This is a genomic window from Paenibacillus sp. MAEPY2 (genome assembly GCF_000499205.1).
GTDB classification, from domain to species: Bacteria; Bacillota; Bacilli; order Paenibacillales; family Paenibacillaceae; genus Paenibacillus; species Paenibacillus vandeheii.
Genome location: NZ_AWUK01000011.1, coordinates 12,091 through 24,438 on the forward strand (window position 1 = coordinate 12,091; position 12,348 = coordinate 24,438).

Annotated in this window: 10 protein-coding genes; 9 read left to right on the forward strand and 1 reads right to left on the reverse strand. The window is 49.9% G+C overall.

What is annotated here, in order from left to right:
- Positions 1-255: 255 nt before the first annotated feature.
- From P364_RS0109580 to P364_RS0109595, 4 genes are read left to right on the forward strand one after another with little or no spacing between them, the layout of a single operon-like run.
- Positions 256-1,206 carry an ABC transporter permease gene (locus tag P364_RS0109580; protein ID WP_029880874.1) on the forward strand — a complete coding sequence of 317 codons (951 nt, stop codon included), beginning with the start codon at positions 256-258 and terminating at the stop codon, positions 1,204-1,206.
- A 16-nt stretch (positions 1,207-1,222) separates the two neighbouring features.
- Positions 1,223-2,134, forward strand: a complete 912-nt coding sequence (locus tag P364_RS0109585; protein WP_024629919.1) for a carbohydrate ABC transporter permease — start codon at positions 1,223-1,225, stop codon at positions 2,132-2,134.
- 38 nt (positions 2,135-2,172) lie between these two features.
- Positions 2,173-3,783, forward strand: coding sequence for an extracellular solute-binding protein (locus tag P364_RS0109590; protein WP_024629920.1), 1,611 nt, complete (start codon positions 2,173-2,175; stop codon positions 3,781-3,783).
- A gap of 16 nt (positions 3,784-3,799) precedes the next feature.
- Positions 3,800-4,813, forward strand: a complete 1,014-nt coding sequence (locus P364_RS0109595; RefSeq protein WP_024629921.1) for a glycosidase — start codon at positions 3,800-3,802, stop codon at positions 4,811-4,813.
- Positions 4,814-4,914: 101 nt separating this feature from the next.
- Here P364_RS0109595 and P364_RS0109600 read toward each other — a convergent pair whose 3' ends face one another.
- Positions 4,915-7,251 carry a helix-turn-helix domain-containing protein gene (locus P364_RS0109600; RefSeq protein WP_024629922.1) on the reverse strand — a complete coding sequence of 779 codons (2,337 nt, stop codon included), beginning with the start codon at positions 7,249-7,251 and terminating at the stop codon, positions 4,915-4,917.
- Positions 7,252-7,530: 279 nt separating this feature from the next.
- Between P364_RS0109600 and P364_RS0109605 the strand changes: the two genes are divergently transcribed.
- From P364_RS0109605 to P364_RS0109625, 5 genes are read left to right on the forward strand one after another with little or no spacing between them, the layout of a single operon-like run.
- Positions 7,531-8,580, forward strand: a complete 1,050-nt coding sequence (locus tag P364_RS0109605; RefSeq protein ID WP_052016584.1) for an amidohydrolase/deacetylase family metallohydrolase — start codon at positions 7,531-7,533, stop codon at positions 8,578-8,580.
- A complete protein-coding gene (locus P364_RS0109610; protein WP_024629923.1) occupies positions 8,558-9,670 on the forward strand; it encodes a DgaE family pyridoxal phosphate-dependent ammonia lyase in 1,113 nt (370 codons plus the stop codon). Before P364_RS0109605 ends, P364_RS0109610 begins: the two co-directional genes overlap by 23 nt.
- Positions 9,663-10,418 (forward strand): 2-dehydro-3-deoxy-phosphogluconate aldolase, encoded by a 756-nt coding sequence (dagF, locus tag P364_RS0109615; RefSeq protein ID WP_024629924.1) that lies wholly within the window; start codon positions 9,663-9,665, stop codon positions 10,416-10,418. The genes P364_RS0109610 and dagF overlap by 8 nt, the downstream gene beginning before the upstream one ends.
- Complete coding sequence (locus tag P364_RS0109620; protein WP_024629925.1) at positions 10,411-11,424, forward strand: sugar kinase; 1,014 nt, start codon at positions 10,411-10,413, stop codon at positions 11,422-11,424. Before dagF ends, P364_RS0109620 begins: the two co-directional genes overlap by 8 nt.
- A gap of 10 nt (positions 11,425-11,434) precedes the next feature.
- The gene (locus tag P364_RS0109625; protein WP_024629926.1) at positions 11,435-12,157 is read left to right on the forward strand and encodes a GntR family transcriptional regulator; all 723 of its coding nucleotides are present in this window, start codon (positions 11,435-11,437) and stop codon (positions 12,155-12,157) included.
- Positions 12,158-12,348: the final 191 nt, after the last annotated feature.

The window sequence follows — 12,348 nt, forward strand, 5'->3', positions numbered from 1 at the left end:
ATAGTAGGTTCATAATTGACATATTTGCAGCCATGTTCCATCTGAAGATATTCACATCAAGACAAGCTGAAAAGTACTACAGTAACGCGGTTTTACACGCTCTTAACATGACAATGCAGAACCTACATATTTACGGTGTCAACTTTGTTTCACTACACTTCGAATTGTAAGCGTTCGCAGTAAGGGGATGAGCAAAAATGCGAAGCCGATACATTATTTTATGTAACGAAAACTACCATAGAGAGGAGTGGGAGAATGAAGGGGAGTCATGCAACAGTATCCTTAAATCCTTCATTGAAGAACAAATCCCTTGGCAAAAGAATCTGGAAAAATTGGGAGCTCTATCTGTTCATGCTTCCCGCGTTATTGTATTTCCTCGTTTTTCATTACGGTCCGATGTACGGTATTCAGATTGCTTTTAAGAATTTCGTACCTTCGAAAGGAATTACGGGCAGCGAATGGGTTGGCTTTGACCATTTTGAACGGTTCTTCAATTCCTATTTTTTCTGGGATCTGCTCTGGAACACGTTCAGCATCAGCTTCTATGAACTCGCTATCGGGTTTCCGCTTCCGATCATTCTGGCGCTGGCCTTCAATGAAGTTCGCAACGGTCCGTTCAAGAAATCAGTCCAGACGGTAACCTATGCGCCGCATTTCATTTCTGTCGTTGTTATGGCAGGGATGATCATTACCTTTTTGTCGCCGTCCAGCGGAATGATTGTCAGGTTCATCGAATTCCTGGGCTTTCAACCAGCGCAGTTTCTGACTGATCCAGCTTGGTTCAAAACGGTTTATGTCTTATCTGGCGTCTGGCAGAGCACGGGGTGGGGAACCATTATTTATCTCGCGGCTCTGTCAGGTGTAGATCCCCAGCTGCATGAAGCAGCCATTATGGATGGAGCAAGCCGGTTTAAACGGATGCTGCATATCAATCTGCCAACGATCGTGCCCACCATAACTATCATGCTAATCTTGAATATGGGTAATATACTGGGCCTTGGCTTCGAGAAGATTCTGCTGCTGCAGAATTCGCTCAATATGGAGGCTTCCGATGTAATTTCCACCTATGTATATCGCGCGGGCCTCGTGAACGCCCAGTATAGTTTCTCAACGGCTGTGGGATTGTTCAACTCGGTAGTCAACGTGATTTTGCTTGTTACTGTCAACCAGATCGCGAAACGCACCAGTGAGAATAGCCTCTGGTAGAAAGGAGTTGAAGACTTTGGTTACTGCGATGAAAGAATCCAGGGGGGACAAGCTGTTTCTGATCAGCACCTATATTTATTTGGGTCTTGCACTGGTGGTAGTTCTCTATCCACTCATCTATATTCTCAGCGCTTCAATCAGTTCACCCCAGGACGTCAATTCGGGAGCTATGTGGCTATTTCCGAAGAATGTGACATTGGACGGCTACAAGCTTGTTTTTGAGAACCCGAAGATATGGAATGGCTACTGGAACACGATTATTTACACTGTGGCGGGGACTCTGGTGAATCTCGCCGTTACTTTGCCGGCCTCGTATGCCCTAAGCAGATCTGATTTTGTCGGGCGCCAGTTGTTCATGGGCCTCATTCTATTCACGATGTTCTTCAGCGGCGGACTCGTGCCGACGTATCTGCTGGTCAAGAACCTTGGCCTCATTAACAGTATGTGGGCATTGATCCTGCCAGTGGCCGCTTCGGTTTGGAATATCGTCGTAGCCCGCACCTTTTTTCAGACGACCATCCCAAAAGAATTGCAGGAAGCAGCGCATATTGATGGTTGCACGAATCTAAAGCTGTTTATCCGCATTATTCTGCCGCTGTCGGCACCGATTGTAGCCGTTATGGCTCTGTTCTATGGAGTAAGCCATTGGAACAGCTACTTCCCGTCCCTGATCTATTTGAATGATGAAGCCAAATATCCGCTGCAGATGGTTCTGCGCCAGATCCTTGTCCTTCAGGAAATGTCGGCCGAAACCACAGGCGCTTCGATCAATGGCGAGGTTGCGACCGCTATGAATAATAAGGCAGAAACGGCATCGCTGATTAAATACGGAGTGATAGTTGTCTCCACACTGCCCATCGTTGCGGTCTATCCGTTCCTGCAGCGATACTTTGTACAGGGGGTTATGATTGGCTCTGTTAAAGGCTAAACGATTAGAAAGTTTATATAACAAGGGAGGAATTATTCATGCAGAACACACGCAAATCATGGAAGCTTCTGCTGTCTTCGGCTCTAGTTCTTACACTGCTGGCAGGCTGCAGTAATTCAAATGAAGGTGCAGCGAACAACAGCACTGGAGAAGTCACTGTGAATAATGAAGGTTTCCCGATTGTCAATGAACCCATTACTCTGACGCTTATGGCGCCTGATGTAGGAATTCAGAACTGGGAGAACATGGCGGTGCTCCAGCAGATGCAGGAGAAGACCGGCATTAACCTGGAATATAAGAATGCACCGAAGGACAGCTTCGAGACCAAAAAGAATCTGGTGCTGGCCAGCGGGGATTACCCAGATATACTCTATGCTGCTGGTCTGACGACTGCAGAGCAGATGAATTACGGAGAGCAGGGTATCCTCATTCCCCTGGAGGATCTAATTGAAGAATACGCTCCGAATTTTAAGAAACTGCTGGAGGAGAATCCCGATGTCCGTAAATCAATTACAGCACCGGACGGGCATATCTATTCCTTGCCGGTAATCGAACTTAGCCAGCACTGGTACCGCAATCCGATGTGGTATAACGGGGACTTCCTCAAGGCGCTGAATATTGACAAGCTTCCCGAAACGACAGAAGAGCTGTATACCTATCTGAAGCGTGTGAAAGAGGAAGATCCAAACGGCAATGGCAAAGCCGATGAAATTCCGATTTCCTCAGTGACCACACCCGCTGCAAACCTCCGCGATATCCGTACCTGGCTGCTTGGCGCCTTCGGTATCTATGAAGAAGAAATTTACGTGGATGATGCAGACAAGGTGCATTATACACCGCTTGAACAAGGCTATAAGGAATATTTGACTTATATGAACCGCCTGTGGTCCGAAGACCTGCTGGATCATGAGAGCTTCTCGCAGACGGCGGAGCAAAAGAAGGCCAAAGCTCAGAACAACCAGGTCGCTCTTTTCTCCGACTGGCATGCCTACATGTCCAAGGGCGGAGAGCCATCGACGGCAGATCCGATGTTTGCGCCTGTCCGCAGCGAATCGGTTGCTGCTCCGGCGATTGCGAAGAACAGAGGAATTACATCTGGCGCCTTTGCCATTACGCAGAGCAATTCCGCCCCGGAGGCCTCTATGCGCTGGGTAGATTATCTCTACTCCTATGAAGGTGCCATGTTTTTCAATAAAGGGCCGGAGGGTATTCTCTGGGAATACACTGACAAAGAGAACCGGGTCAAGAAGTACTTACCGGTACCAGACGGCAAGGAAATGGAAGATTACCGGGCAACTCTGACGCCCAACTACGGCATTCCCGCTCCAACCCTGTCCATGGATGATATTAGTAAGGGGCTGAAGACAGATTTTGACCTCTGGGTAGAGCAGGAAACCCAGGAAAAGCTTCTCGATAAAGGCGCACGAATTCCGTTCCCGACCTTGTTCTTCACCGTGGAAGAGCAGACCGAAATCAGCAGTCTTAATTCTGATTTGAGAACATATGTGAATCAGATGGAAGCGAAGTTCATCACCGGTGCCGAGCCGCTTAGTGGTTGGGACAATTATGTGGCGACCGTCAAGAAAATGGGCGGAGAGCGTGTAGCTGAAATCAACCAGGCTGCCTATGACCGATGGAAATCCAACTAATGCAGGAGGGATAGATATGCAAATCACAAGACATCCGGATAATCCTATTGTTGTACCGGGCGGCTATGAATGGCGAAAGGTTACGGTTTTCAATCCTGCAGTCATTATTAATAACGGCAAATTTTATATGATTGAGCGCACCGCAGGTTCCCTGACGCCTTGTAAGAATTACCTGGGGCTGCTTGAGAGCGAAGACGGCGTAAACTTTACCCATGTGAGGGATGAACCAATTGTGACGCCCGATATGCTGGGATTCCCATATGGCAGTGTACAGGACCCGCGGATTGTCAAAATCGAAGGCACATTCTATTTGAACTATGCCCTGCGCCCCTGTGCAATGAGCTATTATCCTACAGGAGCAGGCGTACCCTTGCGCTCTATTCCCGAATATCCGGATGGGTGGGGGGAAGAGGAGGGGCATTGGCTGACCCGGTCCTCTATTCTGAAGTCGGATAATCTGTTGGATTGGGAGTTTGTGGCAGACACGACACCACTTGATATCAATGACCGGGACAACATTCTGTTTCCCGAGAAGATAGGCGGCAAATTCGTGCTGCTGCGCCGCCCCGAGGAATATGTGGGAGAAGCCTACGGAACGGATAATGCGGCTATGTGGATAACCTACTCCGAGGATCTTGTGAACTGGGAAGAGCCGAAGCTGCTCGCCACCGCCGGAAGCCTGTCCTGGGAATCGCGGAAGATCGGAGGCTCTACGCCACCAGTACGCACGGACAAGGGCTGGCTGGTGCTCTATCACGGCGTCGATGAGGACATTGTCTACCGCGTGGGGGCGATGCTGCTGGATTTGGAGCAGCCGGAGAAAATCATTGCCCGGACAGCTAATTTTATTATGGAGCCAGAGACGTATTATGAGAAGTTTGGGTTCCAGATCCCGAATGTCATCTTCCCGACCGGGAATGTGGTCAAAGACGGACTGCTCTATATCTATTACGGGGTAACAGATACAGCGATTGCTCTCGCAACGGTTCCTTTGGATGAGCTGGTAGAGCATATCCTCCAGGAAGCGTAGTAGCAAAATAACCACAAAATGAAGCTTAGCTTCAAGCATAAGAATTTATATGCTTGGCGCTGTAATGTAAGCTTTCCAGAAAGGGCGGAAGATCCGCCAAGTTAAACCGGTCTTTTCGCGGTAGCCACCTTCAGGGCATGTTCCTTGCGGTACTGCCCCGGCGTCAGACCGGTTTCTTTTTTGAACTTGCGAATGAAATTCGGCGCATCCAAATAACCGACCTGCTCAATAATTTCTTTGAGCGGTGCACTAGTGCTCTGTAGCAGCCGTATGACCTCATCCACACGCCGCTGCCAGATATATTGTGAGAAATTGCTGCCGGTTTTATCTTTGAAGCTACGGCTTAAATAAGAGGTCGAAATGGCAAACTTAAGCGCCACATGCTCCAGGCTGAGGGTGTAGTCTGCGAACTGCCTGTCCACGTAAGCCAGAATGTCATCCATTAATGAAGGCTCGCTTGTCTCCGTATTTTGTTCGACCTGAGCACAAATAGCAGAAGCCAAAGAGAGCAGACGGTTCTCAAGCTCTTCGAGGGTTTCAAAGGAAGTCAATTCCGGCATGTTGGCGAACACTTCGTTCATGCCAAACTCGGAGGCTGTGCGCAGAAAAGCGTTCAGCAAATCGAAGCAAATGCAGCGCAGCAAATGAACCTGCAGCGGCTCGTCTTTGATTTTATCAATGGTATCAACAATCATCTGGGCGGCTACCGATTCATTGCCCTGCTTCAGACTCTGCTCCAGCTTCAGCATGGATTTACGCGGAATCCAGAAGCTCTGCGCAGCGGAAGGGACCAGCTCAGCGAGCTGCTCGAAGTAAGATACCTGCCCGCTGCGCCGGATCATCCGGTGCTCCAAAGCTGCAGCAGCTTCAATGAAGGATTGGTTAAGGAGAGCCAGATCCCGGTAGGCCATACCAACACCGATACTCAGAGACAGCTGCGAGTGTTTGCGGATTACTGCTAGAATAGCTTCAATAACCTGCTCCATCCGGCTGTGAACCGGTATATCCATATCGTCGGCAAGCGAAATAATCAGGGCAAACTGGTCCTTGACCGAGAATTCCACACCGAAGATCTGTGCATCGGGATCGGACAGACATACATTACTCAGAATTTCCTGCAACAGATGGCGTTCCTGCCAGGACTTGGCGCCTGGCAGAGTTTCATCCCAGGATAGGATTGCCGAGAAATAGAGGCCTTTTCCCTGAGGATGCTTGAAGCCTGCGCTGAGGATCATCTGCTCTATTTCAGGATCATCCGGCTTGCCGTGCTTGAGCAGCAGCAGCATGCACTGATTGCGGACGAAGGGTTCCTGAAGATCAATTCTGGCACTGTAATCGTGGAGAGTCTGCCGAATCCATTCCCATTCATTGCGGAGCTTGGGAGCATCAGGGCCACTTCCTCTCAGCTTCGCGAATTCCATTAGATCCCTAATTGGATGGTACTGCCGTTTGGCCAGCAGCATTGCGGCGGCTATGCCGGTAATGACTGTTATACAGAAGACAATCAGAATCAGGGTCTGGACATGGGCGACACGACTGAAGAACTGGAAGCTTGGCATCGTTGTCACATAGGTCCAGCCATTTTCTTCAGATTGTACGGAAACGACGGAGTATGGTTCCCGGTTCAGCTCCAGATTATGAATACCAGGTTTAAGTGTGGATAAAGTTTTAAGCTCGTCCTGGGGAAGGCTGACGCCATGGTTGTTCGCCGTTAGCACCTCTCCGGAGGGACCAAAAATATAGCTGCTGCCTGAGAAATCACTCAAAATCGAATCCATGACCCCGGTAAGATTGGATTCTTTCATTAAATAGAGAACGGTCCCGTATGGAAACGGGTCATTCGGTTTAATGGGTACGAGCATGACGAGCATCGGATCCTTGCGGGAATTGACCGTTACATTCTCAGCGGGACGTACCAAGGGCTGCCGGGTTTCATTCAAATCTCGTCGCAATTCTTCCGAGGTCCAGCGTTCGAACTGATAATAGGAATCAAAGGTGACATGAAGATTAGCCAGACCGCGGTGTGAATAGATGTTGGAATCGCCATGAAAATAGAGAAGAAGATCCTCTGCTATGTTGCTGCTGGCTTTGTAATTCGCCAACGTCTGAATCGCCTCCAGACTGTAGTAGGGATGCCGAACCATATAGGGGGTCAGATGCCTGTCATAGGCGATTCTCCCCGCTATTTCCTGAAGCTCTTTCATACGGGTATCGATGGTGCTCTTCACTTGATTGAGCTGATTGACATTGGATTGTTCAATTTCGACACGCAGGCCCTTGACAGCGTTCTCATAAACGAAAATGGTTACACCAGTTAGAGGGATAAGAAATATTAAGATGTAGGAAAATGCATATTTCAGCAGAAGCCTTGATTTGAAATGATTCCAGCTAAGCCGGAACCTTTTGAGCAAGGATGGCTTGAGTGCCGGATTTGCCATAAAACAGTCCCTCCAGAGTTGAATATTCGGATGATATATCTTGGGATTATAAATCACTGTTCTCTTCTAGATTACACCGTGCTAATATAAACATTATAACATTATAATCTTTAAAGTGGAGCAGCTCACCAAGTTTATTATTCAATTTAGGGATGTTTGCTTCCAAGGCACTAATCATTTTTTTTGAATTTTTTCTGTATACCGGGGTTGAAGAAGGAGATGGGATGAGTGGGCACAGAGAATGTGCTGCGCAATTTGCAGCTTGTGGATGGGCGAATAATGGATATAGCCATTCAGGATGGGATTATCACCGCCATTACACCGGCAGCCCAGGCGAAAGGAGAGAGCGGGCTAGACTGTACGGGGTTATATGTGTCCAGCGGATGGATTGATTTGCATGTGCACGCCGTGCCGGAGCTTGATCCCTATGGCGATGATATCGACGAAATTGGAGTGAAGCAGGGAGTAACGACGCTGGTGGATGCCGGAAGCTGTGGTGCAGATCGAATAGGAGCTTTGTATACAGCCAGTCTGAAGGCTGATACCCGAGTATTTGCTTTACTAAATATTTCAAGAATCGGGCTTGAACGGACAGATGAATTGTCTCAGCTGGAATGGATTGACCGGGACAAAGTTCTGGAGGCGGCAGCGACCTATCCTGAATTCATCGTCGGTCTGAAAGCCCGCATCAGCCAGAGTGTTGTCAAAGACAGCGGTATACAGCCGCTCAAGCTGGCACGCACACTGTCGGAAGAAACGAAGCTTCCGCTCATGGTGCATATTGGCTCCGCTCCGCCCGCGATATCCGAGGTGCTGGAGCTGCTGCAACCGGGTGATGTAATCACCCATTACCTTAACGGCAAGTCCAACAATCTGTTCCACGCGGACGGAAGACCCCTGCAAGGGTTGCTGGATGCAGCTGCCCGAGGAGTTCATCTGGATGTGGGGCATGGAACGGCGAGTTTCTCCTTCCAGATTGCAGAACAGGCCAAGGCGGCAGGCATTGCGCTGAATACCATCAGCACGGATATCTACCGGGGCAACCGTCTGAACGGACCGGTGTACAATATGTCAAATGTGCTGACAAAATTTTTGATTCTCGGCTATAGCCTGGAAGAGGTCATCCAAGCTGTAACAAGCAGCGCAGCGGAGTGGCTCGGCAAGCCGGAGCTCGGACAGATAAGGGTGGGACAGCAAGCCAACCTGACTTTGTTTGCACTGGAAGCAGGGGAGAAGCAGCTTAAGGACTCGGAAGGCGATGTTCGGGTCGCGCAGTACTATATTGAGGCTAAAGGAGTCTTTACGAATGGGGCATTCATTACAGGCTAGGTATGGATTGAAACGGGTTATTAATGCCAGTGGAAGAATGAGCATCCTTGGCGTTTCCGCACCAACAGATTCGGTCATGGAGGCGATGAAGCAGGGCGGACAGCAGTACGTGGAAATTGCGGATCTTGTGGACAAATCCGGAGAATATATTGCACGACTGCTTGGCTCGGAAGGGGCGGTTGTCGTGAACTCAGCATCCAGCGGCATTGCGCTGTCGGTGGCAGCCTTTGTGACTTCCGGAGATCCGCGAATCAGCCTTCGCCTGCATCAGGAGCCGGTATTGAAAAATGAGATTATTATGCTGAAGGGCCATAACGTGCAGTATGGAGCTCCGGTCGAAACCATGGTATTCCTTGGCGGAGGCAGAGTGGTGGAGGTTGGATATGCCAATGAAGGCCGCAAGGAGCATATTGAACAGGCGATTGGTGAACGCACCGCAGCCATTCTTTATGTCAAATCCCACCACGCCGTCCAGAAGAACATGATTTCTGTAGAGGAAGCGTGGGAGGTTGCAGCGCGCAGAGGGGTGCCACTGATCGTCGATGCGGCTGCGGAAGAGGATCTGCGCAAATATGTCCAGTATTCGGATCTGGCGATTTACAGCGGATCAAAAGCTATTGAAGGCCCTACCTCAGGCATTGTCGCCGGCAAAATGAAATATGTCGAGTGGTTAAAGGTACATTTGCACGGGATCGGCCGCAGCATGAAGGTAGGCAAAGAGACTACCTTTGGGCTGCTTCAGGCTTTGGATGAATACCAGGACAAAGCCGACAACAGCGAACGGGAGAGGCAGGCGCTGGAGGCTCTTCAGCCGCTTGAGGGGCTTCCGGGAGTTTCAATCCGCATCGTGCAGGATGAAGCGGGCAGAGCAATTTTCCGTGGGCGCATCCAGATTGATTCCTCTGTTGCAGGAGTGGATGCGAGGCATGTCAATGATCGGCTGCGTGAAGGCGTAATTGCCGTATATACCAGGGATTATGGGGTTAAGCAGGGGTATTTCGATATTGATCCAAGGTCGCTTCAAGGTGATGATCTTCAGGTCATCGTCAGCAGAATACATGAAATCGTAGGGGGAAACAAGAATGAGTAATATTCTGCAGCGTCTATATAAGAACAGAGCCGCACTTAATGTACTGGCGGGCAGTATCGAGAACGCGAAGGAAGTGTACGAGGCTGCGGAAGGATATGTTTTGGTAGGTGTGCTTTCCAAAAATTATGCTACGGCGGAGGAAGCGGCAGCCGCGATGACTCTATACGGTCAGACGATCGAGGACGCTGTATCCATCGGACTAGGTGCCGGAGATAACCGACAGGCGGCAGTTGTGGCGGAGATTGCCGCAAGTTACCCGGGGAGCCATATTAATCAGGTATTTCCAGCAGTGGGGGCGACCCGCGCCAATCTGGGAGCTAAAGACAGCTGGATTAACAGCTTGGTTTCTCCATGCGGGCAACCCGGCTATGTGAATATATCGACCGGCCCTGTCAGTGCAGGCACCACTCCGTATGCTATTGTTCCGGTTCAAGCCGCCATTGCGCTGGTTCGTGACATGGGCGGCAATGCGCTGAAATATTATCCCATGCAGGGCTTGAAATTGGAGCAGGAGTACCGCGCGGTTGCCAAGGCCTGCGGGGAAACCGGGTTTGCTCTGGAGCCTACGGGCGGAATCGACTTGGATAACTTCGGACCCATTTTGGAGATTGCACTTCAGGCCGGGGTGCCCCAGGTTATCCCGCATGTGTATTCATCTATTATTGATCAGCAGACGGGAAGCACGAACGTCCAGGATGTGGTCAGGCTGCTTGAAACGATGAAAACTCTGGTGGACCGGTATGCATAGGATTGCGGCTTTCGGTGAAGTAATGATGCGGCTGCAGGTCCCGGGCCATGAAACGCTGGTCCAGAGCAACAGGCTGGAATATTCTTTTTCTGGCAGCGGGGTTAATGTAACGGCAGCCCTGGCTGGGTACGGCCATAACGGTGCGCTTATTACCACCTTGCCGGAAACACCGGTAGGCGAAGCGGCAATTGCTTACTTGCGTAAACTTGGGGTGGATACCTCACTAATTAGCCGGGGAGGCAAGCAGCTGGGCATGTACTTTCTGGAGAATGGCTTTGGAGCACGACCCGGCAGAGTCACTTACACAGATAGACTGAGCAGCAGCTTCAATACCGCGGAGGCAGGCAATTACGATATGGTTGCTCTTGCCTCCCGAATCGACGTTCTTCATTTATGCGGGATTACGCTGGCTATGAATGATGGTGTGCGTAAACAAATGAAACGGCTTGCTGCAGAAGTGAAGAGTACCGGGGGCAAAGTTGTTTTTGACTGCAATTACCGTCCTGCGTTATGGGGAGCGGATAGCTATGCCAAGGCCCGCCCGCATTATGAGGAACTGCTGGAGCTGACGGACCTGGTGCTGATGAATGAGAAGGACGGACAGTTTATCCTTGGCTTTGGAACTGGAGAATATGATAGAATGACACAGTTGAAGCAGGCGATTCCCGAAGTGGTTGAGCGCTTCGGAATCGGAACGGCAGCGGGAACCCACCGTGAGATTAACGCTGACCATACGCATTCCCTGACAGGATATATCTATCATCAGGGTACGTTTCTGTTTTCTCGCAAGCTGACTTTCCCGGTGTATGACCGGATCGGTGCCGGTGATGCCTTTGCCAGCGCCATCATTCATGGGGAATTGCAGCAATATCCGCAGCAGCAGACGGTTAATATGGCAGCGGCAGCAGCGATGCTGGCTCATACCACTCAAGGTGATACAGCGCTTTTTACCGAGATCGAGGTGCTCCGAGCGCTGTCGGACCATACCTTAGATGTTGAAAGGTAGTGAACAACGAGTGTCTTTGAAACGCAAGCAAGGTCCTTTATATCAGCAAATCCAGAAAATTCTCAAAGACCGGATTTTGCATGGCGTATATCCTTTAGGGAGCATCATCCCCTCCGAACCGCAGCTGGAGAAGGAATTTGGTGTCAGTAAAATGACGGTCCGCGGCGCGGTTCAGGAGCTTTCCCAGGAAGGTTATGTGCAGAAGAAAAGCGGTATTGGAACGATTGTCATGCGCAATACCTCCCATCAGAAGCTCTCTAAGGGCAAAAGGTTTACAGAGCTGCTCGTAGAAGAGGGACACAAGCTGGAAAAGAAACAGCTGAATTCCCGGTTAATTTCGAATGATGCCGGTACGGAGGAATATGACCGCTACGGCCCGTATTGTCAGCGAATTGAACGGCTCTATATTTTGAATGGCCAGCCTTATATTCATCTGATACATTTCTTGGCCGCAGCTGCATTACCCGGTGGAGGTACGGCAGAAATGGTCACAAACATCCAGTCGCTGTATGACTCACTGGAGGAGAACGACATTGCGCTGGAAAACTTCAGAGATCGTTTCTTTGTAGAGAAGGCAACTCCTGAGGTGTGTCAGTTGCTGGAGATCCCACCAGGGACACATGTGCTCAAACGCCTGCGTAACTCTTTCGACGGGGAAGGCAGACTCATTGAGCACAGTATCGGCTGCTATAACACAGAGCTTCATCACTATCTGGTCAATTACGACACTTGAAGTCGGTTAAGCAGTAGCTGGATGGTTCGATAAGCAGCCGTGTGTCTTTGGGACATCTTGTGAGCAGGGCTTTGCAAACGGCTTAGGAGATTGGCTTTCCGGTAAAAAAGGGATGATTGAACATTGGAAGAATATCAACGGATCGAGTACCAGACGAAAGGTGTTAATACAAAACCCACCGTGGGCATTTA